The sequence below is a fragment of the Rhodobacter sp. P2_H5 genome (assembly GCF_056403335.1).
On sequence record NZ_JBFUFS010000002.1, the window covers coordinates 419,004 to 440,462 of the forward strand.

A 21,459-nucleotide genomic window follows, 5' to 3' on the forward strand; every position below is an offset into this window, starting at 1 on the left:
AAACACCCGTTCGAGAGTTTGCCGCGGCCTTTTGGCCCCCTAATGGAGATTTGCGCGATGAAGGTTCTAGTGCCTGTCAAACGTGTGATCGACTACAACGTGAAGGTTCGCGTGCGTGCGGACGGGTCCGGTGTCGATCTTGCGAATGTGAAGATGTCGATGAACCCCTTCGACGAGATCGCGGTGGAAGAGGCGATCCGTCTGAAGGAGAAGGGGATTGCGACGGAAGTCATCGTCGTGTCGATCGGCGTCAAGCAGGCGCAGGAGACCTTGCGGACCGCTCTGGCGATGGGCGCCGACCGTGCGATCCTGATCGAGGCTACCGCCGACGTGCAGACCGATATCGAGCCCCTCGCCGTGGCCAAGCTTCTGGCCGCCGTGGTGGCCGCCGAGGCGCCGGGTCTGGTGCTTTGCGGCAAGCAAGCCATTGACAACGATATGAATGCGACGGGGCAGATGCTTTCGGCACTGCTCGGCTGGGCCCAGGGCACCTTCATTTCCGAACTGGCCATTGCCGACGGCAAGGCCACCGTGACCCGCGAAGTCGATGGCGGGTTGCAGACCATCGCCGTGACGCTGCCGGCGGTCTTGACCGTCGATCTGCGTCTGAACGAGCCGCGCTACGCCTCGCTGCCCAACATCATGAAAGCCAAGGCAAAACCGCTGGCGATCAAGACCCCGGCCGACTTCGGCGTCGATGTCGCCCCGCGTCTGACCGTCTTGAAAACGGTGGAGCCTGCGGGCCGCAAGGCCGGCGTCAAGGTCGGCTCGGTGGACGAGCTGATCGCCAAACTCAAAGACGAAGCAGGGGTGCTCTGATGGCCGTTCTTCTGATTGCCGATGTGAATGACGGCCACCTTGCGACCGACGCCGTGGCCAAGACCCTGGCCGCCGTGACCACGCTGGGCGAGGTCCATGTGCTGGTGGCGGGCACGGGCGGCGATGCGGCGGCGGCCGAGGCTGCGACCCTGCAAGGTGTGGCCAAGGTCCTCTTCGCCGACGACCACGCCTATTGCCACGCCATGGCGGAAGCCATCGCGGCCCTGGTGGTAGGGCTTGCAGGTTCCTACAGCCATATCTGTGGGGCCTCGACGGCGGCCAACAAGAACGTGCTGCCCCGCGTGGCGGCGCTTCTGGACGTGATGGTCCTGTCGGATGTGACCGCCGTGATCGACGCCGAGACCTTCGAGCGCCCGATCTATGCCGGCAACGCCATCCAGACCGTGAAGTCCTCGGATGCGACCAAGGTCTTCACCGTGCGGACCGCGGGCTTCACCGCCGTCGGCGCCGGCAACGCCGCCGCGGTCGAGAAGATCGGCGGCCCGGGCGCCAATGCGCTCTCCGCCTGGGTCGAGGACCGCGTTGCGACCTCTGACCGGCCCGAGCTGACCTCGGCCGGCATCGTGGTCTCGGGCGGCCGTGGCGTCGGCTCGAAAGAGTCCTTCGACCTGATCGAAAAGCTGGCCGACAAGCTGAACGGTGCCGTCGGTGCCTCCCGCGCCGCGGTGGACTCAGGCTATGCCCCGAACGACTGGCAGGTCGGCCAGACCGGCAAGGTCGTGGCGCCGAACCTCTATGTCGCGGTCGGCATCTCGGGCGCGATCCAGCATTTGGCGGGCATGAAGGACTCCAAGGTCATCGTCGCGATCAACAAGGACGACGAAGCCCCGATCTTCCAGGTCGCCGACTACGGTCTCGTCGCCGACCTCTTCACCGCCGTTCCCGAGCTGATCGAAAAGCTCTGACCTCTCCGGTAGGATGGGCAATCTGCCCATCTTCCCTAAGGCGGGCCGCAAGGCCCGCTTTTTTGTTGCACCTGTTGGGCTGGCAGCCCGCGCCCCGCTTTGTTAAGCAGCGCCATGCGTGAGACCCTGCCCGAAATCCTGACCCGCCGCGTTGCCGAAGGCGCGCTCAAGCCCGATCCGCAGCAGATGGCGGTGGCGGAGCACCTTGAGCCGCTGCGCCTGTGGCTGGAAACCCATGCCGCCCGCCGCACCGGGCTGATCGCGAGCCTGTTTGCCAAGGCGCCGGTGCCGCCCAGGGGCCTCTATCTCTGGGGCGGGGTGGGGCGCGGCAAGTCGATGCTGATGGATCTTTTCACCGAAGCGACCGAGATCACCGCCAAGCGCCGGGTGCATTTTCACGCTTTCATGCAAGAGGCGCATCACGCGATCCATCTTGCCCGGCAGAAGGGGCTTGAGGACCCGCTGGCGCCCTTTGCCGCCGGCATCATCCAGGATCTGCGCCTCCTCGCCTTTGACGAGATGCAGATCACCGACATCACCGATGCCATGCTGGTGGGCCGCCTGTTTGAAAAGCTGCTCGCGGGGGGCGTGGTCATTGTCACCACCTCCAACCGCCCGCCGGAGGATCTCTACAAGAACGGCCTCAACCGCGAGGTTTTCCTGCCCTTCATCGACCTGATGAAGACAAAGCTCGACGTGGTGGAGCTGGAAAGTCCCGAGGATTACCGCCAGCACCGCCTGGCCGGCGCCCAGGTCTATTTCTATCCCGCCGGCAAATCCGGTCCGGCGATTGATGCGATCTGGCGCGACATGACGGCGGGGGCGCAGGTCGGCGTCCTGCATCTGATGGTCAATGGCAGGCAGGTCGAACTGCCGCGCTTTGCCAATGGCGTCGCCCGCGCCAGTTTCTGGGAGCTTTGCGCCAGGCCGCTGGGGGCGGCCGACTACCTCGCCATTGCGGGCGCGGTCCGGGTGCTGATCCTGGAGGATATCCCTCAGCTTTCCGCCTCGAACTACAACGAGGCCAAGCGGTTCGTGACCCTGATCGATGCGATCTACGAGGCGCATGTCCGGCTGATCTGTTCGGCCGCCGATATCCCCGAGCGGCTGTATATCGAGGGCGCCGGTTCCTTTGAATTCGCCCGCACCGCCAGCCGCATTCGCGAGATGCAGGATGCGACCTGGGGTGCGGACAGACCTGCAGACTAAGCCGGACTCCCGGCAAAGCTTGGGCTTGCGGCAAGTCCGCTCCGGCCTTATACGCCCCCGGTGGCGTTCCGTGCCACGAGAATCAACAAGAAACGCCGCGTTGCTCCTGTCCGTCGCAGGTGGGGGCCTTCCGGCAAAGGAGAATGCGACATGAAACTTCATGAACTCGCCGACAACGCGGGCGCTGCCAAAAAGCAAAAGCGTGTGGCCCGTGGTCCCGGTTCGGGCAAGGGCAAGACTGCTGGCCGTGGTATCAAGGGTCAGAAATCCCGTTCGGGCGTCGCTCTGGGCGGCTACGAAGGCGGCCAGATGCCGCTGTATCGGCGTCTGCCGAAGCGTGGCTTCTCCAAGCCGAACCAGAAAGAATTCGCCGTCGTCAACCTGGGCCTGATCGAGAAATTCATCGGTCTGGGCAAGCTGGACGCCTCGCAACCGATCACCGAAGACGTTCTGGTGGCTGCTGGCCTGACCAAATCCAAGCATGACGGCATCCGCGTGCTGGCCAAGGGCGCCATCACCTCGAAAGTCACGCTGGTCGTGACCGGTGCTTCGGCCTCTGCTGTCGAAGCTGTGACCGCTGCGGGTGGCACTCTGACCGTGGCTGCGGCGCAAACCGCTGAATAAGGGATTGTGAGCGGTTCAAGGACCGCTTACATCTTCCGTGTTTTCCCGCGCCGCCGACCGGAGAACCCCGGCTCGGCGGCGTTTTCACAGAACTGAACGGAGAAGGTCCGACCATGGCATCCGCAGCAGAGCAAATGGCGGCGAACCTGAGCTGGGGCGCATTGGGCAAGGCAACCGACCTGCGCCAACGCATCCTGTTCACGATCCTCGTGCTCATCGTCTACCGTCTTGGCACCTATATCCCGGTGCCCGGCATCGACGGGACGGCGCTGAAGAACTTCATGGACGGGCAGGGACAGGGCCTTGGCGGCATGCTGTCGCTCTTCACCGGCGGCGCCCTGAAGCGCATGGGCATCTTCGCCCTCGGCGTCATGCCCTATATCTCCTCCTCGATCATCATCCAGCTTCTGGCCTCGATGATCCCTTCGCTGGAACAGCTGAAGAAAGAGGGCGATCAGGGCCGCAAGAAGATCAACCAGTACACCCGTTACGCCACCGTGGGCCTTGCGGCCTTCCAGGGCTGGGCCATCGCGGCCTCGATCGCGGCGGGTGGTCTGGCGCACAACGCCGATCTGTTCTTCAAGGTCTCCTGCGTGATCACGCTGGTCGGCGGCACCATGTTCCTGATGTGGCTGGGTGAGCAGATCACCGCGCGCGGCATCGGCAACGGCGTCTCGCTGATCATCTTCACCGGGATCGTGGCCGAGATCCCGGGTGCCCTGGCCCAGTTCCTGAGCCAGGGTCGTTCGGGCATCTTCCCCTGGTGGGTGATCGTCGGCGCGCTGGTCCTTGTGGTGGCGGTCATCGCCTTTGTCGTCTTCATGGAGCGCGCGCTGCGCAAGATCCATATCCAGTATCCCCGCCGTCAGGTCGGCATGAAGATCTACGACGGCGGCTCTTCGCACCTGCCGATCAAGGTGAACCCGGCGGGCGTGATCCCGGCGATCTTCGCCTCCTCGCTTCTTCTGCTGCCGACGACGCTTGCCACCTTCTCGGGCGCGCAGACCGGCCCGATCATGTCGACCGTCCTTGCCTTGATGGGCCCGGGCCAGCCGCTCTACCTGGTGTTCCAGGGCGCGATGATCGTGTTCTTCGCCTACTTCTACACGGCCAACGTCTCCTTCAAGACCGACGAAGTGGCCGAGAACCTGAAGAACCAGAACGGCTTCATCCCCGGCATCCGTCCCGGCAAGAAGACGCAGGACTATCTCGATTATGTGGTGAACCGCATCCTCGTTGTCGGTTCGGCCTATCTGGCGGCGGTCTGTTTCCTTCCGGAAATCTTGCGCACGCAATTCTCGATCCCCTTCTACTTTGGCGGCACTTCGGTGCTGATCGTGGTGTCGGTCACTATGGACACGATCAACCAGATCCAGTCGCATATGCTGGCCCACCAATACGAAGGCCTGATCGAGCGGTCTCAACTGCGCGGACGCAAGCGCAGCACGACCCCCAAGGCGCCCGCGCGGCGCTGAGGCAATTCGCCACCGCGACGCCGGAATGGAAATGTGCCATTCCGGCGTTGCGCTTTGACGCAGACCAAAAAAGGGAGGGACCCAACCCATGAGCAACATCATTCTTCTTGGCCCGCCCGGTGCCGGCAAAGGCACGCAGGCAAAGCGTCTGGTGGACGAGCGGCAGATGGTCCAGCTCTCCACCGGCGACATGCTGCGTGAAGCCCGCACTTCGGGCACCGAGATGGGCAAGAAGGTGGCTGCGGTCATGGATGCGGGCCACCTGGTGACCGACGAGATCGTCATTGGCCTGATCGACGAGAAGCTGGCCCAGGGCGCGCCCGGCGGCTTCATCTTCGACGGCTTCCCGCGCACCCTGAAGCAAGCCGACGCCCTGGGCGAGCTTCTGGCCAAGCGCGGCCTGAAGCTCGACGCCGTGATCGAGCTTGCGGTGGACGACCGCGCGCTCGTGCAGCGCATCATCCGCCGCGCCGAGGAATCGCAGGCTGCGGGGCAACCGGTGCGGGCCGACGACAATCCGCAGGTCTTTTCGGACCGTCTGCGCGAGTATTACAAGAAAACCTCGCCGCTTCTGGGCTATTACTATGCCAAGGGCCAGCTGGTTTCGGTTGACGGGATGGCCGATATGGCCGCCGTCGCGACCGCGATTTCGAAAGTTCTTGACAAGTGACGAAATGGGCCTTGCGGCCCTTGACGCCTGTCTGAAAAGCCCATATTGCACGGCGTCCCGCTGCGGAATCACTTCGCGGCGGGTTATCGTTTCTGAGGCTCGAGCCTCGGGTTGTGAAAAAAGGTTCTGGCAAGACGGAACCGCAACGTAAAGGAAATCACGCGTGGCACGTATTGCTGGCGTTAACATCCCCACCCAGAAGCGGGTTCCGATCTCGCTCCAGTACATCGCCGGCATTGGCGCCCATAATGCCGAGCTGATCTGCGATGCTCTCAAAATCGACCGCGCCCGCCGCGTCAACCAACTGACCGACGCCGAAGTGCTCGCGATCCGCGAATACATCGACGCCAACTTCACGGTTGAAGGCGACCTGCGCCGCGAAGTCTCGATGAACATCAAGCGCCTCATGGACCTTGGCTGCTACCGCGGCCTGCGTCACCGCAAGGGTCTGCCGGTTCGTGGCCAGCGCACGCACACCAATGCGCGCACCCGCAAGGGCCCGGCCAAGCCGATCGCCGGCAAGAAGAAATAAGAGGGGCGCACAGATATGGCACGCGATACCACCAAGGCTTCGGCCCGTACCAAGAAGAAAGAGCGCAAGAACATCGCCGCTGGCGTTGCTCACGTGAACTCGTCCTTCAACAACACCAAGATCCTGATCTCCGACGTGCAGGGCAACGCGATCTCCTGGTCGTCCGCCGGCACGATGGGCTTCAAGGGTTCGCGCAAGTCGACCCCCTATGCCGCCCAGATGGCTGCTGAGGATGCTGGCAAGAAAGCGCAAGAACACGGCGTGAAAACGCTGGAAGTCGAAGTTCAGGGCCCGGGTTCGGGTCGTGAATCGGCCCTGCGCGCCCTGGCCGCAGTCGGCTTCAACATCACGTCGATCCGCGACGTGACCCCGCTGGCACACAACGGCTGCCGTCCGCCGAAGCGCCGCCGCGTCTAAGCTATTCACAATAAAGTCGGGCCGTGCCTTCGCGCGCGGCCCGATTTCGTCGTTTCAAAGATCCTCGGGCGTCGTCTGCCGATCGGACCATGGGCAGAGGGCAAGTATGGAGGCGAAAGCATGATCCACAAGAACTGGCTGGAACTGATTAAACCGCAACAGCTGGCTGTCAAAGCCGGCCCGGATGCGCAGCGGACCGCGACCCTGGTCGCCGAACCGCTGGAGCGTGGCTTCGGCCTGACGCTCGGCAACGCGCTGCGTCGCGTGCTGCTCGGCTCGCTGCAAGGCGCGGCCATCACCTCGGTGCAGATCGACAACGTGCTGCACGAATTCTCCAGCGTTGCTGGCGTGCGCGAAGATGTCACCGACATCGTGCTGAACCTGAAGGGCGTGCGCCTGAAGATGGATGTCGAGGGCCCGAAGCGCCTGTCGATCTCCGCCAAAGGCCCGGGCGTTGTCACCGCCGGTGACATCTCCGAAACCTCGGGTATCGAGATTCTGAACCGCGAACATGTGATCTGCCACCTTGACGATGGCGCCGACGTGTTCATGGAACTGACCGTCAACACCGGCAAAGGCTATGTCGCTGCCGACAAGAACCGTCCGGAAGATGCGCCGATCGGCCTGATCCCGATCGACGCGATCTTCTCGCCGGTCAAGAAAGTCTCCTACGAAGTGCAGCCGACCCGCGAGGGCCAGGTGCTGGACTATGACAAGCTGACGCTGAAGGTCGAAACCGACGGCTCGCTGACCCCGGATGACGCCGTGGCTTACGCCGCGCGCATCCTGCAGGACCAACTGGCCGTCTTCGTCAACTTCGAAGAGCCGGAGTCGGCCGGCAAGGGCGTCGAGGATGCAGGGCTGGAATTCAACCCGCTCCTGCTGAAGAAAGTCGACGAGCTGGAACTGTCGGTCCGTTCGGCCAACTGCCTGAAGAACGACAACATCGTCTACATCGGCGATCTGATCCAGAAAACCGAAGCCGAGATGCTGCGCACCCCGAACTTCGGCCGCAAGTCCTTGAACGAAATCAAGGAAGTGCTGTCGGGCATGGGCCTGCACCTGGGCATGGAAGTCGAAGACTGGCCGCCGGAAAACATCGAAGACCTGGCCAAGCGCTTCGAAGACCAATTCTGATCCTGGGGCGGGGGGCATCCCCCGCCTTGCGAAAATGCCCGCCCGTGCGGGGAATGACTGGGCGAAAGCCCCAAGGAGAGTGGGACCAAGCTTAGGTCCCGCCAGACAAAGCAAAACAAGGTTTTAGGAGAATACCATGAACCACGGCTCCGGCTACCGCCGCCTTAACCGCACCCACGAACACCGCAAGGCGATGTTCGCGAACATGTGCGGCTCGCTCATCGAGCATGAGCAGATCAAGACCACCTTGCCGAAAGCCAAGGAACTGCGTCCGATCATCGAAAAGCTGATCACGCTGGCCAAGCGCGGCGACCTGCACGCCCGTCGTCAGGCGGCTTCGCAGCTCAAGCAAGACCAATATGTCGAGCGTCTCTTCGCGATCCTCGGGCCGCGCTACAAGGAACGTCAGGGCGGCTACGTCCGGGTTCTGAAAGCCGGTTTCCGTTATGGCGACATGGCGCCGATGGCGATCATCGAATTCGTGGATCGCGATCCCTCGGCCAAGGGCGCTGCCGACAAGGCCCGCGTCGCGGCTGAAGACAACTACGAATCCTGATCTGCCCTTACCGGCATATCACCTGGGCCCGCACCGCAAGGTTGCGGGCCTTTTCATTTGGGCAGCCCCTCTGGCCCTCCGCCACCACTGGGCGTAACCTTGACCCATGGCTGATCTCTTCGACTCCCCCTCCACCGCCCCCGAGGCCCCGCGCCCCCTGGCCGACCGTCTTCGCCCGCGTACCCTGTCCGAGGTCATCGGCCAGGCCCACGTCCTGTCGCCCGATGGCCCCTTGGGCTCGATGCTGGCCGCGCACAGCCTGTCCTCCTTGATCCTCTGGGGCCCGCCCGGCGTCGGCAAGACCACCATCGCCCGCCTCCTGGCCGCCGAGACCGATCTGAACTTCGTCCAGATCTCCGCCATCTTCACCGGCGTCCCCGACCTGCGCAAAGTCTTCGAGACCGCCAAGATCCGCCGTCAGAACGGGCAGGGGACGCTCCTGTTCGTCGACGAAATCCACCGCTTCAACAAGGCGCAGCAGGACGGTTTCCTGCCCTATATGGAGGATGGCACCATCCTCCTCGTCGGGGCCACCACCGAGAACCCCAGCTTCGAGCTGAACGCCGCTCTGCTCTCCCGCGCGCAGGTCATCGTGCTGGAACGCCTGACGCCCATCGACCTCGAGCGCCTCGCGCAGCGGGCCGAGAAAGAGCTGAACCGCGCCCTGCCGCTCGACGGTATGGCGCGCGAAACCCTGATCGAGATGGCCGACGGCGACGGCCGCACCCTCCTGAACTTGATCGAGCAGATCATGGCCTGGCGCGTCGACAAGCCGCTGACCGGCGCGCAACTCTCCACCCGGCTGATGCGCCGCGCCTCGAAATACGACAAGAGCGGCGAGGAGCATTACAACCTGATCTCCGCCCTGCACAAATCGGTGCGTGGCTCGGACCCCGACGCCGCGCTCTACTGGTTCGCCCGGATGCTCGAGGGCGGCGAGGACCCGCGCTTTCTGGCCCGCCGCATCACCCGCATGGCGGTGGAGGATATCGGCCTCGCCGACCCGCAGGCGCAAGAGATCTGCCTCGCCTCCTGGGCCACCTACGAACGCCTGGGCAGCCCCGAAGGGGAACTGGCCCTGGCGCAGGCGCTGGTCTATCTGGCGCTCGCCCCCAAATCCAATGGCGTCTACATGGCCTACAAGGCCGCCCGAGCCGCCGCGCGTGAGACCGGATCGCTGCCGCCGCCGATCCACATCCGCAACGCGCCAACCAAGCTGATGAAGGAACTGGGTTATGGCGCCGCCTATTCCTATGACCACGATCAGGAAGACGCTTTCTCGGGCCAGAACTACTTCCCCGACGGCATGAAACGCCCGGTCTATTACGCGCCGCCCGAGCGCGGCTTTGAACGCGAGTTGAACAAGCGGATCGACTATTTCGCCAAGCTGCGCGCCAAACGCCAGGCAGACTGATTTTCTGCGAAAATCAGGTTCACGAGTCTTCTGCGAAGACTCATCGCCAAACTGAATTTTCGCAGAAAATTCGAAGCCGCGTTTCTTCGCAGAAGAAACGACTCGCAGCAATGGTTGACAATTCCGCGCCCCGCGCCCAAGGAAACCTGATGATCTGGATTCTGACCCAAGTCGCCATTGGCGGCGCGCTCGGCTCTGTGCTGCGCTATCTGACCGTGTTTGCGGTGGGGGCGCCCTTGGCCACGCTCATCGTCAATATTCTGGGCAGCTTCGTCATGGGTGTGCTCTCGGTCCTCCTCTTCCAGCGCGTGCATCTGTCGCCCCTGCTGATGACCGGGGTTCTCGGCGGCTTCACCACCTTTTCCGCCTTCTCGCTGGATTCGTTGCGACTCTACCAATCCGGGCAGCCGGGCACGGCCTTGGCCTATGTCATGGCCTCGGTCGCCTTCTCTCTCCTTGCCGTGGCCTTGGGCGCGGCCCTCACCGAAAGGGTCCTCGCATGAGCGCCGTTCAACTGATCACCGTGACCGAGGACGAGGGCGAACAGCGCCTCGACCGCTGGATCAAACGCAAATTCCCGCAGATCACCCAAGGAGCGGTCGAAAAGATGTGCCGCACCGGGCAGCTGCGGGTGGATTCTGGCCGGGTCAAGGCCTCGGACCGCATCCTGCCGGGCCAGACCGTCCGCGTGCCCCCGCTGCCCGATGCCGCGGCGCCGGAATACGAACCTGACGGCAAGATCTCGGCCGCCGACACCAAGATGATCCAGAACGCGGTCCTCTGGAAGGATGAGCATATGATCATCCTGAACAAGCCAGCAGGCCTCGCCTCGCAGGGCGGTTCGGGCATGGGCGAACGCCATGTCGACGGCCTGGCCGAGGCGCTGAAGTTCGGCTACAAGGACAAGCCCAAGCTGGTGCACCGGCTCGACAAGGACACCTCCGGCCTGTTGATGCTGGCCCGCACCGACCGTGTGGCGCGCCGCCTGTCCGAGGCGCTCCGCCACCGCAACACCCGCAAGATCTATTGGGCCCTGGTCGCCGGTGTGCCTAACCCGAAACAGGGCTCGATCAAATACGGGCTGATGAAAGCTCCCGGTGGGCGGGGCGAGGGCGAGAAGATGCTCTGCGTCCATCCCGCCAAGATGGCCGATTTTCCCGATGCCAAGCGCGCCCAGACCGATTTCTTCACCCTCTGGTTCCTTAGCACCCGGATGTCCTGGATGGCGCTGGAGCCGGTGACCGGCCGCACCCACCAGCTGCGCGCCCATATGGCCGAAATCGGCCACCCGATCGCCGGCGACGGCAAATACGGCGGCTCGGCGGCCGAGAACATGGGCGACGGCTGGGGCGCCGGCATTGGTGGCGATGTCAGCCGCAAGCTGCACCTCCACGCCCGCCAGCTCACCGTCGAACATCCGGTGACCGGTGAGATCATGACCTTCGTGGCCCCCTTGCCCGACCACATGGCCAAGACCTGGAAGATGCTCGACTGGAACGAAAAGGACGTTCCCGCCGATCCGTTCGGGGGCAAATAATGTCGCAATGGAAGCCGAAACGGTTCTGGAAGGCCGCTCAGGTCGCTCAGGTCGAGGGCGGCTTTGCCGTGCTTCTGGACACCCGCCCGGTCAAGACTCCGGCCAAGGCCAGCCTGATCCTGCCGACCGAGGGCCTCGCGGCCCTCGTGGCCGCCGAATGGGACGCGCAGCACGGCCTCGTCAACCCCGAGACCATGCCCGCCACCCGGATGGCGAACTCCGCCATCGACAAGGTGATCCCGCAATATGAAGAGGTCGCGGGCCTTCTGGGCGCCTATGGCGAGACCGATCACCTCTGTTACCGCGCCGAACGGCCCGCCGCCCTGATCGCCCGCCAGGCTGTGGCCTGGGATCCGCTTCTGGACTGGGCCAAGGCCGAGTTCGACGCCCCACTGGTCGCCACCAAAGGCGTCGTCCATATCCAGCAACCCGCAGAATCCCTCGCCCGCCTGCATCAGGCGGTGCGCGACCTCGGGCATTTCCGGCTCGCGGCGATCCATGACCTGATCTCGATCTCGGGCTCGCTCGTCCTGGCCTTCGCCGTGGCACGTGGTCGTCTGTCCGCCGACGAGGCCTGGCAGATCTCGCGAATCGATGAGACCTGGCAGATCGAGCAATGGGGCGAGGACGAGGACGCAGCCGCGATTGCGCGCCTCAAGCATGAGGCCTTTGTCCAGGCGGCCCGCTTCTACGCGCTCTGCGCGTAAGACAATTTCAACGTGTCCGCCGGAATGCTGCACAAGTTGCGGGCAGACGGTATATTTTCATTCAATTTCCCCCTTTCCAACCGCTTTGGGCTTAAACACTTGACCTTTTAAAGGGCAATGTCAGATGATGAACGACACTGGTGGTGCGCTCCATCGGGTACTGCCCAAAAGGCAGGCAACGATAATCATCCCCTCAACGGGGATTTCAGGGAGAACGATGTATGAAGAAAACCGTATTTTTCAGCACTCTGGCTGCGAGTGCCATGCTGGCGGGTATTGCCGCTGCAGGGACGCTGGATGATGTGAAGGCGCGTGGCGTGCTGAACTGCGGCTCGAACACCGGTCTGACCGGATTCGGCGCACCGGATGCCAACGGCGCTTACCAAGGCTTTGACGTTGACCTGTGCAAGTCCATCGCCGCTGCGGTTCTGGGCGACCAAACCAAGGTGAAATACGTTCCCACCACCGGCGAGACCCGCTTCACCGCGCTGGCTTCGGGCGAAGTGGACGTTCTGGTCCGCAACTCGACCTGGACCTTCTCGCGCGACACCGACCTCAAGTTCGATTTCCCGGCTGTGAACTACTATGACGGCCAGGGCTTCATGGTGAAGAAAGAGCTGGGCGTGTCTTCCGCCAAGGAACTCGACGGCGCCACGATCTGCATCCAGACCGGCACCACGACCGAGCTCAACCTGTCGGACTTCTTCAAGGCCAACAACATCAAGTACACTCCCGTCACCATCGCGGATGACAGCGAAGGCCAGCGCCAGTTCCTCGCCGGGGCTTGCGACGCCTATACCACCGACGCTTCGGGCCTGGCTGCCACCCGCGCGACCCTGCCGAACCCGGATGACTATGTGATCCTGCCGGAAATCATCTCGAAAGAGCCGCTCGGCCCGGTCGTGCGCCATGGCGACAACAACTGGGGCGATATCGTCCGCTGGACCTTCTTCGCGCTGCTCGTGGCCGAAGAAAAAGGCATCACCAAAGCCAATATCGAAGAAGTCGCCACCTCGACCCAGGACCCGGAGATCAAGCGTCTCCTCGGCATGGAAGGCGACATGGGCAAGATGATGGGCCTGGACAACGAATGGGCCAAGCGCGCCATTGCCGCCAACGGCAACTATGGCGAAATCTTCGAGGCCAATATCGGCATGTCCACCCCGATCAAACTGGCCCGCGGCCTGAATGCGCTGTGGACCCAGGGCGGTCTGCAATACGCTCCGCCCTTCCGCTAGGGCTTGATGGGCGCGCCGCAAGGCGCGCCCGTTTCTAATTGACGCCTGCCGCACCCGGCTTTGTCGGGGGCATAACCGGAAAACCGGACCCAAGGCGCACAGGGGGAAAATATGACACTGGCGAACGACATGCCGAAACCCGGGTTTCGGCTGGGGATGCTTATCTACGACACAAGGTATCGGGCCATCACCATTCAGGTGATCGTGCTGATCCTGGCACTGCTTTTCACCGGCTGGCTGGTCGAGAACGTGCGCTCCAACCTCGCCCTGAAGGGCAAGGACATTGATTTCAGCTTTCTGTTCCGGCGTGCCGGCTATGACATCGATCAGCAGCTGATCCCTTACAACAGTGACATGACCCATGGCCGCGCCGCGATCATCGGCCTCCTGAACACGCTTCTGGTGGCGGGTCTGGGCTGTGTGCTGGCGACCGCGCTCGGGGTGGTTCTGGGCGTGCTGCGCCTGTCGAAGAACTGGATCGTCTCGCGCCTGATGGCGCTTTATGTCGAGCTGTTCCGCAACGTGCCGCTGCTGTTGTGGATCATCCTGGTCTATGTCGTCCTCTCCGAGACGCGGCCGCAGCCCAAGGATTTCAAGATCGTCGGCGGCGTGTCGAAGGCGAGCATGAACCTGTGGGATTCGGTGGCCATCACCAACCGCGGCGCCAATATCCCGGCACCTCTGCTGGACCACCCCCTGCCGGTGATCAGCTGGTTGCCGATCAGCACCTCGGCCCTGGCGGTCATTCTGGTGATCGTGGGCTCGATCCTCGTCAACCGCCTGATCCTGCGCCGCGCCAAAGCCGTGCAAGAGGCGACCGGCTTCCGCCCGACCACCTGGTGGAAAAGCCTGGCCGTGCTGTTTGTGCCGGTGATCGCTTTGCTGGTCGGCATGGGCTTCCATCTGGAATATCCGGTGATGGCGGGCTTCAACTTCAAGGGCGGCCTCAGCATCGCGAATTCTTTCACCGCGCTGACCATCGCCCTGACGCTCTACTACGCCGCCATCGTGGCCGAGATCGTCCGCTCCGGCATCCAGGCCGTCAGCCGGGGCCAGTCCGAGGCGTCCTACGCCCTGGGCCTGCGCCCGGGCCGCACGATGAACCTGGTGATCCTGCCGCAGGCCCTGCGCATCATCATCCCGCCGATGATCTCGCAATGGCTGTCGCTCACCAAGGACACCTCGCTCGGCATCGCGGTCAGCTATCTTGACCTGCGCGGCACGCTGGGCGGCATCACGCTGAACCAGACCGGGCGCGAGCTGGAATGTATGCTCTTGATGATGCTGATCTATCTGATCATCAGCCTGATCATCTCGTCCTTCGCGAACTTCTACAACGCCTCCGTGAAACTGAAGGAGCGCTGAGATGCAATATGTTCGTACTCAGATGCTGCCGCCCCAGGCCCCCCCGGGCAAGGAAAGCGGTGCGGTCAAATGGATGCGCGAGAACCTGTTCTCGAGCTGGCTCAACGCGATCCTGACGGCAGCGTCCATCTTCGTGATCGGCTGGCTGGCGATGACCTCGCTGCCCTGGCTCCTCCACGGTGTCTGGAACGCCAAGTCGCTGGGCGAGTGCCGCAGCATCATCGCCGAGAACTACGGCGCGGGCGCCATCGGCGCCTGCTGGGCGGTGATCCACGAACGCTGGTATCAGTGGATCTACGGCTTCTACCCGCCCGAGATCTACTGGCGCCCGATCTTCAACTTCGGCCTGATGTTCGTCGCCATGGCGCCGATCCTTTACGGCGACAACCCGCGCAGTGCGACCAAGCTGGTCGGCTGGACCGTGGTGCTGACGGTGATCGGGCTGGCGCTGGCAGCGGGGCCGACCTGGCTGTTCATCGTGCTCGGCCTCCTGCTCGCCGGCTGTTTCTGGCTCGCCACCATCGCGCCGAAGCGCCTGCTGCCGATCACGGTGATCTACCCCTTCGCCACGGTCTTCCTGCTCTGGGGCGGCTCGGTCTGGGGTCCGGCGATGGCGATGCTGGGCTTTGTGATCCTCGGCCTCGTCTACCGCATGCTCAGCCCGCGCCTCGGCGTGGTGATGGGCACCTCCATCGGCGCGGTTGTGGCGGTGATCTGGTGGGTGGCGCTGCAATCCTATGTCTCGGGCTGGCTGCAATCCATTGCCCCGCTGGATATCGAAAGCGTCGCCTCCGACCAGTTCGGCGGCTTCCTGCTGGCCTTCGTGATCGGGGTTTCGTCGATCTCGATCTCGCTGCCCATCGGCATCCTCCTCGCCCTCGGGCGGCAATCGAACATGTTCCTGATCAAGACGCTCTCGGTCGGCTTCATCGAATTCGTCCGCGGCGTGCCCTTGATCACCATGCTCTTCACCGCCTCGCTTCTGCTGCAATACTTCCTGCCGCCGCAGACCCAGTTCGACCTGATCCTGCGCGTGATCATCCTCGTGACCCTCTTCTCGGCCGCCTATAACGCCGAAGTGGTGCGCGGTGGCCTCGCCGCCCTGCCGAAAGGCCAGTACGAGGCGGCCGACGCGCTCGGCCTCGACTACTGGCAGGCGCAACGGCTGATCATCATGCCGCAGGCGCTCAAGGTCTCGATCCCGGGCATCGTGTCCACCTTCATCGGCCTCTTCAAGGATACCACCCTGGTCTCCTTCGTCGGCCTGCAGGACCCGCTGCGCGGCATCACCGCGATCGTTCGTGCCGACATTGCGTGGAAGGGCGTCTACTGGGAGCCCTACATCTTCGTCGGCGCGATCTTCTTCGTCACCTGCTACGGCATGTCCCGCTATTCCATGTATCTTGAGCGCAAGCTCAAGACCGACCACCGATAGGAGCCCCCGATGGCTGAACCCGCTATGAAAATCTCCGACGAAGTGGCCGTGCAGATCACGGGCATGAACAAGTGGTACGGCACCTTCCACGTGCTGCGCGACATCAACATGACCGTGCAGCGCGGCGAGCGGATCGTGATCTGCGGCCCCTCGGGCTCGGGCAAATCCACCCTGATCCGCTGCATCAACCGGCTGGAGGAACACCAGCAGGGCGATATCATCGTCGACGGGACCGAGCTCACCTCGGACCTCAAGAACATCGACAAGATCCGCTCCGAAGTCGGCATGGTGTTCCAGCACTTCAACCTCTTCCCGCACCTCACGATTCTGGAAAACCTGACCCTCGCCCCGATCTGGGTCCGCAAGATCCCGAAGAAAGAGGCGGAAGAGACCGCGATGTACTTCCTCGGTAAGGTGAAGATCCCCGAGCAGGCGCATAAATTCCCCGGCCAGCTGTCGGGCGGCCAGCAGCAGCGCGTGGCGATCGCCCGCTCGCTCTGCATGAAACCGCGCATCATGCTGTTTGACGAGCCCACCTCGGCGCTTGACCCGGAAATGATCAAGGAAGTGCTCGATACCATGATCGAGCTGGCGCAGGAGGGCATGACGATGCTCTGCGTGACCCACGAGATGGGCTTTGCCCAGGCGGTGGCGAACCGGGTCATCTTCATGGACCAGGGGCAGATCGTCGAGCAGAACGAGCCGAAAGAGTTCTTCAACAACCCCAAATCCGACCGCACCAAGCTGTTCCTCAGCCAGATCCTCGGTCACTAGGTGAAGCGCTGGCACAAGGTGGTTGTGGCAGGATTTGCCACCTTTTCCTTGTGCGCGGCCGCTCTTTTCATCTTGCTATACGGGGCAATGCGGCTCGTATGGCACGACTATCCGTTCATGGGACAAAGCTTCACGCCAGAGAAATGGGCGGAAGCTGGAAACTGCGACGGGCTTACGGACTTTCAATGCGTTGAAAAGCAGTCTTCATGCCCTCGCGGACCGATGGTTCGAAGCTTGATCCGGCAGGATCTCCAACCGGGAACGGACCTCACCAAAGTGCTTACGCTTCTTGGCCCGCCCGAAGGCCATCTCAATCCTCTCGGCGAGGGTGGCCTCCCCGGTGGTGACGAGAGCTGCCCCACGTGGTCTCTCGGCATGTGCAGCGGCATGAAAATCGACTACGATTCTCTTTATGTGTGTTTTGACAGTTCGGCACGGGTCGTCAAAGCCGGCCACATACAGCACTGATCTCGCGGACATCCGTGGCTGCGACCGGATATGGCGGTTCCTTTCTCAATTACCGACAACGAAACAAAAAGGGCGCGCCATCGGCACGCCCAACCCTTCGTTAGTTCCTAGGTGAGGGGAGCCTCAGAACGAATGCTTGAGGCCGAAGGCAATCGAGAACTTGTCGTTCTTGTAGCCGCTGCCCGAATCCTTCCAGCTTTTCCCGATATTGACATAGGCCGCATTGCTGCCGTTCAGCGCATAGGTCAGGCCGGTTGCGATCTTCGGTGTCTTCCAGTCGCCGCGGAAGGCGTCGCGGTAGCGCAGGCTGACCACGTTCCACGTCAGTTTGGGCGAAATCCTGTAATCCGCATTCAGCCCCAGCGCGTAGTAGGCCTCCGCCGCTTTGCTATCGTCGGGATCGACCCTTGGCTCGTCCCCGAAGGCATAGCCCAGCGTCACCGAGGGGGTCAGGGACCAGGCCTTGCCCATCTGGACCCTGTAGGAGGCGCTCACCTCCACCAGATTGCCGGTCGAGGAGGGGCTCTTTGCATTGGCCTCACGCGTGATCACATAGAGCGCGCCACTGACGTTCACGCCGTTCGGCAAGGGTTTGGACAGGCTGAGCCGTGCCACCGTCGTCGCCTGATCCCCACGGCTGAAAGCCCCGGCGATGCTGGCGGCATAAAACTCCGGCGTGATGTCGAAGCCCAAGGTGATGCCCGGCCGCGTCGCCGCAGCTGGCGCCACGTTCTTCGGCCCCTCGGCCTGCGCGGAGCCTGCCGAAAGCACTAGGATGGCGCCCAAAGCGCCGCCAATGACAGATTTGCGCATCACGACAAAGCTCCGTTCCAGCCGATCCTTCAGAGATCGAATCGTGCAGGAGCGGCTGGCAAAGGTCAAAAGAGCGGTCGTGAGATCGCGTAAGGCCCTGCGGCCTCATAGCGGGATGGACAGATCAGCCTGTTGATTTGTCATGCTTTCCATGCCCGGGTCGGCTGACGCGGTCGGGACGAGGCGCAAAATGGGTCAGCCTAGGAGTTGGCGAGGATCTCGCTCGGCACGACGAAATCGACCGTGGCGCCCTGGCCAAAGCCGACATCGGCCCAGCTTTCGGCGTTGAAGTCGCAGACGAGGGTGGCGCCGGTCGGATAGCGGTTGAAATCCTCGTGCAGCGGCGGGCGGGCGGCCAGCCGGGCCGCGAATTCCGCGATGCCGGGGTTGTGGCCGATCATCATCACACAGTCCGCCGTCGCATGGCGCAGGACCGCCAGCATCACATCCGGCCCGGCATGGTAAAGCGCCGGTTTCAGATGCAGGATCGGCGTGCCGGGCAGGGCAGGGGCCAGCCCCGACCAGGTTTTCCGGGTGCGCGCCGCATCCGAGCAGAGCACTTCGCCCGGCACATAGCCGCGCGAGGCAAGCCAGGTGCCAAGCTCGGCCGCTGCCGCCTTGCCGCGTTCGTTCAGGGGCCGGTCATGGTCCGGGGTGGCCGGGTCATCCCAGCTGGATTTCGCATGCCGCGTGAGAATTAGGCGCTTCATCTGTGGAACTGCCTCATATGATAGGCGGATTGGACCCCCATCCTTGCATAGCCAGAGCCTGCGGGGCAAGAGCGGCGCACAAGGCACCCGCCATTCAGGCAGTCCGCCCCCTCCGCCCGGTCGAGATGGGCATGGCAGCGCGGCACGTCATAACCCGCTCCGGTCAGGGCAACGGCGGGGCAGGCGTCAAGGCAAGGCGCAGGGCAGGTGTCACAGGGGCGCGCCACGGCCTCGGGCAGGTCGATGACCTCCTTCAGCGCCAAGGCGCCGCGAAAGCTGACCATCAACCCCTGTGTCGCATGGACCAGCAACCGTACCGGGCTGTCCCAGACCCGCCCGCTGCGCAGCGCCCATTGGTAAAACGGCTGATAGGGCGGCCCGCCAAAGGGAAACACCGCCTTGGCCCCGAGATCGCAGGCCACCCGGCCAATCACCCGGCGCGACCAGCGGTCCACCGGATCCGGCCCGCCCCATTCCGGCTGCGCCTGCAGATGCGGCCAGAACCCCGGCTCCCGCGGCCCCAGCAGCAACAGGCTGCGCGTGCCCTTCGGGAAGCCTTCCTCGCCCTCGGCCACGGCGAACCCGCCCAGAACCTCTAGGCAATGCGGCTCAAGCAGGGCCTGAACCGCGGCAAGGCTCACCGGCGCACGCGCGGCTTCACCCGCGGTTCGGTCGAGCGGATCTGGCTGCCGGCGCCATGGTCGGTGAAGAGCTCGACGATTGAGGCATTGGACAGCCGCCCGTCCAGAATCGTCACCGCCCGCACCCCCTGCTCCAGCGCCATCAGCGCGGTTTCGGTCTTGGGGATCATGCCGCCGGCAATCGTGCCATCGGCGATCATCGCCTTGATCTCATCCGGGGTGATATTGGTCATCACCTCGCCCGCCGCATTCTTCACCCCCGCCACATCGGTCAGCAAAAGCAGCCGGTCGGCCTGCAAGGCCCCGGCAATTGCCCCGGCCGCGGTGTCGCCATTGACGTTGAAGGTCTCGTTATCCGCCATGCCGGTCGCCACCGGCGCCACCACCGGGATGATCCCGGCGTTATAAAGATCGCGCAAGACCTGCACATTCATCTCGACCGGACGCCCGACATAGCCCAGTTCGGGGTCATCGGCGACACAGACCATCAGGTCGTCATCCTTGCCCGAGATCCCCACGGCCCGCCCGCCGGCGTCCATGATCGCCTGCACGATCCGCTTGTTCACAAGGCCCGACAGGATCATCTCGACCACCTGCACCGTCGCCTTGTCGGTCACCCTTTTGCCGCGCACGAATTCCGACTTGATGCCCAGCTTGGTCAGCATCTCGTTGATCATCGGCCCGCCGCCATGCACCACAACCGGGTTCACGCCGACCTGCTTCATCAACACGATATCGCGGGCGAATTCCGCCATCGCGGCATCATCGCCCATGGCATTGCCGCCGAATTTCACCACCACAACCGCGCCGGAAAAGCGCAGAAGGTGCGGCAGGGTCTCGGACAGCATCTTGGCGGTGGTCTGGGCGTTTTCGCGGCTCACGGTCTGGGTCTGCATTTTGAAACTCCGGGGTTTCATCCCCATTAAGACCTTTGCGGCGCTCTGCCAAGCGGTCTAGACTGGCGCCATGACATACCAGAAAACCATCGTTCTGACCGGCGCCTCCCGCGGCATCGGCCATGCCACCGTAAAGCGCTTTTCCGCCGAGGGCTGGCGGGTTCTGACCTGCTCGCGCCAGCCCTTCGACCCCCGCTGCCCCTGGCCGGGCGGCGAGGAGAATCACATCCAGATCGACCTCGCCAGCCCCGACAAGACCATCGCCGCGATCGAGACCATCAAGTCCAAGCTGGACGGCAAGCTCGACGCTCTGGTCAACAACGCCGGGATCAGCCCCAAGGGCCCGGGCGGCGCGCGCCTGTCGACCCTGACCACCGACCTGCGGACCTGGGGCCAGGTGTTTCACGTCAATTTCTTCGCCTCGATCGTGCTGGCGCGCGGCCTGATGGACGAGCTTTCCGCCGCCAAGGGCTCGGTCGTCAACGTGACCTCGATCGCCGGCAGCCGGGTGCATCCTTTCGCCGGGGCTGCCTATGCGACCTCGAAAGCTGCGCTGGCGGCGCTGACGCGCGAGATGGCGCATGACTTCGGCCCGATGGGCGTGCGGGTGAATGCGATTGCCCCGGGGGAGATCGAGACGGCCATCCTGTCACCGGGCACCGACAAGATCGTCGAGAAGCTGCCGATGCAGCGCCTGGGTCAGCCGCGCGAGGTGGCCGATGCGATCTGGTTCCTCTGCTCGGACCAGTCGAGCTACATCTCCGGCGCTGAATTGCAGGTCAACGGCGCGCAGCACGTCTGACCGGGGGCGCAGTTTTTCTGCGAAAAACTTGGGAACGAATTTTCGGCGAAGGGTCTTGACTAGGAGAGCGGGTTTTCGCGGCAGATTTTGAGCAGGATCCTGGTCAGGTTCTTGCCGCGATTGTTGTATCTGAACTCGCATTCCTTGAGGTGCAAGGGGAAGGTTTTGGGGCTTAGGCCGCGGAAGCGGGCGAGGCGGGTTTTGGCGTAGCCCCAGAAGGCCTCGATGCCGTTGATATGGACCTCGCCACGGGCGAATTCGTCGCGACCGTGGTCGACGCGGACATGGGCATAG

The 21,459-nt window shown here is 63.5% G+C and carries 24 protein-coding genes; 19 read left to right on the top strand and 5 right to left on the bottom strand.

The features are described 5' to 3' along the window. Positions 1-57: 57 nt before the first annotated feature. The 18 genes from AC1DVR_RS04145 to AC1DVR_RS04230 all read left to right on the top strand — a co-directional run bounded on the left by AC1DVR_RS04145 (position 58) and on the right by AC1DVR_RS04230 (position 16,835). The gene (locus AC1DVR_RS04145; protein ID WP_477999260.1) at positions 58-819 is read left to right on the top strand and encodes an electron transfer flavoprotein subunit beta/FixA family protein; all 762 of its coding nucleotides are present in this window, start codon (positions 58-60) and stop codon (positions 817-819) included. Further along, the gene (locus AC1DVR_RS04150; RefSeq protein WP_477999261.1) at positions 819-1,745 is read left to right on the top strand and encodes an electron transfer flavoprotein subunit alpha/FixB family protein; all 927 of its coding nucleotides are present in this window, start codon (positions 819-821) and stop codon (positions 1,743-1,745) included. The genes AC1DVR_RS04145 and AC1DVR_RS04150 overlap by 1 nt, the downstream gene beginning before the upstream one ends. A 114-nt stretch (positions 1,746-1,859) precedes the next feature. Then, complete coding sequence (gene zapE, locus AC1DVR_RS04155) at positions 1,860-2,954, top strand: cell division protein ZapE (protein ID WP_477999262.1); 1,095 nt, start codon at positions 1,860-1,862, stop codon at positions 2,952-2,954. 150 nt (positions 2,955-3,104) lie between these two features. Further along, on the top strand, positions 3,105-3,578 hold the full coding sequence (gene rplO / locus AC1DVR_RS04160; RefSeq protein WP_477999263.1) for a 50S ribosomal protein L15: 474 nt from the start codon (positions 3,105-3,107) through the stop codon (positions 3,576-3,578). Positions 3,579-3,691: 113 nt separating this feature from the next. After that, positions 3,692-5,053: a preprotein translocase subunit SecY gene (gene secY, locus AC1DVR_RS04165; protein WP_477999264.1), complete on the top strand. Its 1,362-nt coding sequence runs from the start codon at positions 3,692-3,694 to the stop codon at positions 5,051-5,053. 88 nt (positions 5,054-5,141) lie between these two features. After that, positions 5,142-5,723, top strand: a complete 582-nt coding sequence (locus tag AC1DVR_RS04170; protein ID WP_477999265.1) for an adenylate kinase — start codon at positions 5,142-5,144, stop codon at positions 5,721-5,723. Positions 5,724-5,886: 163 nt separating this feature from the next. Beyond that, positions 5,887-6,255, top strand: coding sequence for a 30S ribosomal protein S13 (gene rpsM, locus AC1DVR_RS04175; protein ID WP_477999266.1), 369 nt, complete (start codon positions 5,887-5,889; stop codon positions 6,253-6,255). Positions 6,256-6,270: 15 nt separating this feature from the next. Beyond that, entirely contained in the window at positions 6,271-6,672 is a 402-nt protein-coding gene (gene rpsK, locus AC1DVR_RS04180) for a 30S ribosomal protein S11 (RefSeq protein WP_477999267.1), read from the top strand. 120 nt (positions 6,673-6,792) lie between these two features. Then, a complete protein-coding gene (locus AC1DVR_RS04185) occupies positions 6,793-7,809 on the top strand; it encodes a DNA-directed RNA polymerase subunit alpha (protein WP_477999268.1) in 1,017 nt (338 codons plus the stop codon). A 136-nt stretch (positions 7,810-7,945) separates the two neighbouring features. Further along, positions 7,946-8,365, top strand: coding sequence for a 50S ribosomal protein L17 (gene rplQ / locus AC1DVR_RS04190; protein WP_477999269.1), 420 nt, complete (start codon positions 7,946-7,948; stop codon positions 8,363-8,365). Positions 8,366-8,471: 106 nt separating this feature from the next. Further along, positions 8,472-9,779 carry a replication-associated recombination protein A gene (locus AC1DVR_RS04195; RefSeq protein ID WP_477999270.1) on the top strand — a complete coding sequence of 436 codons (1,308 nt, stop codon included), beginning with the start codon at positions 8,472-8,474 and terminating at the stop codon, positions 9,777-9,779. A gap of 149 nt (positions 9,780-9,928) precedes the next feature. Then, a complete protein-coding gene (locus AC1DVR_RS04200) occupies positions 9,929-10,282 on the top strand; it encodes a fluoride efflux transporter FluC (RefSeq protein ID WP_477999271.1) in 354 nt (117 codons plus the stop codon). Beyond that, positions 10,279-11,316 carry an RluA family pseudouridine synthase gene (locus AC1DVR_RS04205; RefSeq protein ID WP_477999272.1) on the top strand — a complete coding sequence of 346 codons (1,038 nt, stop codon included), beginning with the start codon at positions 10,279-10,281 and terminating at the stop codon, positions 11,314-11,316. The genes AC1DVR_RS04200 and AC1DVR_RS04205 overlap by 4 nt, the downstream gene beginning before the upstream one ends. Next, the gene (locus AC1DVR_RS04210; protein ID WP_477999273.1) at positions 11,316-12,023 is read left to right on the top strand and encodes an ATP12 family chaperone protein; all 708 of its coding nucleotides are present in this window, start codon (positions 11,316-11,318) and stop codon (positions 12,021-12,023) included. The genes AC1DVR_RS04205 and AC1DVR_RS04210 overlap by 1 nt, the downstream gene beginning before the upstream one ends. A gap of 221 nt (positions 12,024-12,244) precedes the next feature. After that, positions 12,245-13,261 carry an amino acid ABC transporter substrate-binding protein gene (locus tag AC1DVR_RS04215; RefSeq protein ID WP_477999274.1) on the top strand — a complete coding sequence of 339 codons (1,017 nt, stop codon included), beginning with the start codon at positions 12,245-12,247 and terminating at the stop codon, positions 13,259-13,261. A gap of 111 nt (positions 13,262-13,372) precedes the next feature. After that, positions 13,373-14,626, top strand: coding sequence for an amino acid ABC transporter permease (locus tag AC1DVR_RS04220; protein ID WP_477999275.1), 1,254 nt, complete (start codon positions 13,373-13,375; stop codon positions 14,624-14,626). A 1-nt stretch (position 14,627) separates the two neighbouring features. Continuing rightward, positions 14,628-16,061, top strand: coding sequence for an amino acid ABC transporter permease (locus AC1DVR_RS04225; RefSeq protein WP_477999276.1), 1,434 nt, complete (start codon positions 14,628-14,630; stop codon positions 16,059-16,061). Positions 16,062-16,070: 9 nt separating this feature from the next. Further along, positions 16,071-16,835 (top strand): amino acid ABC transporter ATP-binding protein, encoded by a 765-nt coding sequence (locus AC1DVR_RS04230; protein WP_477999277.1) that lies wholly within the window; start codon positions 16,071-16,073, stop codon positions 16,833-16,835. A 591-nt stretch (positions 16,836-17,426) separates the two neighbouring features. Here the strand turns inward: AC1DVR_RS04230 and AC1DVR_RS04235 are convergent. The 4 genes from AC1DVR_RS04235 to argB form a co-directional block, all read right to left on the bottom strand. Further along, a complete protein-coding gene (locus AC1DVR_RS04235; RefSeq protein ID WP_477999278.1) occupies positions 17,427-18,119 on the bottom strand; it encodes a hypothetical protein in 693 nt (230 codons plus the stop codon). 197 nt (positions 18,120-18,316) lie between these two features. Further along, positions 18,317-18,826 carry a SixA phosphatase family protein gene (locus tag AC1DVR_RS04240; RefSeq protein WP_477999279.1) on the bottom strand — a complete coding sequence of 170 codons (510 nt, stop codon included), beginning with the start codon at positions 18,824-18,826 and terminating at the stop codon, positions 18,317-18,319. Beyond that, on the bottom strand, positions 18,823-19,467 hold the full coding sequence (locus AC1DVR_RS04245; RefSeq protein ID WP_477999280.1) for a ferredoxin: 645 nt from the start codon (positions 19,465-19,467) through the stop codon (positions 18,823-18,825). Before AC1DVR_RS04245 ends, AC1DVR_RS04240 begins: the two co-directional genes overlap by 4 nt. Continuing rightward, on the bottom strand, positions 19,464-20,363 hold the full coding sequence (gene argB, locus AC1DVR_RS04250; protein WP_477999281.1) for an acetylglutamate kinase: 900 nt from the start codon (positions 20,361-20,363) through the stop codon (positions 19,464-19,466). Before argB ends, AC1DVR_RS04245 begins: the two co-directional genes overlap by 4 nt. Positions 20,364-20,433: 70 nt before the next feature. On the opposite strand from argB, the gene AC1DVR_RS04255 reads away from it, so the two are divergent. Further along, the gene (locus AC1DVR_RS04255) at positions 20,434-21,165 is read left to right on the top strand and encodes an SDR family oxidoreductase (RefSeq protein ID WP_477999282.1); all 732 of its coding nucleotides are present in this window, start codon (positions 20,434-20,436) and stop codon (positions 21,163-21,165) included. Between the two features lie 59 nt (positions 21,166-21,224). Here AC1DVR_RS04255 and AC1DVR_RS04260 read toward each other — a convergent pair. Then, a partial coding sequence (locus AC1DVR_RS04260; protein WP_477999283.1) for a transposase occupies positions 21,225-21,459 on the bottom strand: 235 nt, incomplete at its 5' end.